The organism is Xenorhabdus innexi (assembly GCF_002632485.1).
GTDB lineage: Bacteria > Pseudomonadota > Gammaproteobacteria > Enterobacterales > Enterobacteriaceae > Xenorhabdus > Xenorhabdus innexi.
In genome coordinates, this window is the sequence record NZ_NIBU01000181.1 from 1 (window position 1) to 1,176 (window position 1,176).

The 1,176-nt window shown below is 44.9% G+C and carries 1 pseudogene; it reads left to right on the forward strand.

The window, feature by feature from the left end:
• Positions 1 to 1,176, forward strand: a pseudogene (locus tag Xinn_RS22315) (S1 family peptidase); the annotation flags it as partial.

Consider the following 1,176-nt stretch of genomic DNA (forward strand, 5'->3'; position numbering starts at 1 on the left):
TGAAGATCGAGATATCTATGTCAGAATTCCATTAAAAGAGAATACATATTTTTCAGAAATACCAATACAATATAGTGATTATAATGGAATACATAACTTCCCGAATTGGAAAATTTCTCTTCCTCCTGAATTGAAAGATGGGCTTTATTATATCGAAATAATGGACAGATTTATTCCATTAGGATTAGATATTCCTCCTAAAGTTTGGTCAGATATTTCTAGGAAAACATATTTTCAGATTACAACCCCTGACATTGACATTACAACCCCAGAAAGTACCTCAGGCACAGTCACTACTGTATCAGGGCATGCCAATACGCCCGGTGAAACAGTTAACGTCAGAAAGCGTAAACTCAGCCCTTCTCAGACAGCATCAGGGGCGGATATATCACACATCCTCCCGGACACAATTTGTAAGGGTGCTGTAGTCAGTGATAACGGCGGTTGGGGGTGTGGTATACCTGTCCTTCTCGACAAAGGAACTTATGAACTGACCGCTGAATTAATGAAGAATGACAAAGTGATTGCCACCGATAAGGAAGAGGTGACGGTGGAAGAAAAAAAACAGGATGATGATGAGGATGAACCTGAAATTGATAACTCTTCCAGTTCCCCGTCTATTAATCCAGATGGAGGAACTATAACCCTGCTAGGGTTATTCAGTGCTGCTGCGGCGGCGGCGGGAGCCGGTGCTGGGCTTGCCACCGGGCTGGCCGGAGCGGCTTCTGGGGCTGTTATCGGTGCCGTTTCTGTCATAGCTGGGCTTGCTGTTCCTCATTGGGGGCTGAATATTGACGGAAGTAAGTTGAGGGGGGGAGAAGCTTACACATTAGTGATACAGCAAACCAAAGACGGAAGCAAAATTGGTACACCTATCGAATGGCATTTTACTATGCCGATGCGGATTACCGAGCCGAAAAAAAATGCTCGCTACTGGATAAATAGCGATATTTCTATTCAGGGAGAGGGAACCCCCGGGCAGTTTATTCTTATCGCCAGTTCAAAATATTTGCTGCCACCGGAACAAACAACCCTGCCCCTTTCATCTGGTTCGCTGATTTGCCAGACCAAAGTAAATGACAACGGTAAGTGGGTATGCCCCAATAATCCGGTGCTGACAGCAAAACAAACGGGCACTTTTTCGCTTTATGCGGCTCAGTATCAGGAAATCCAAGC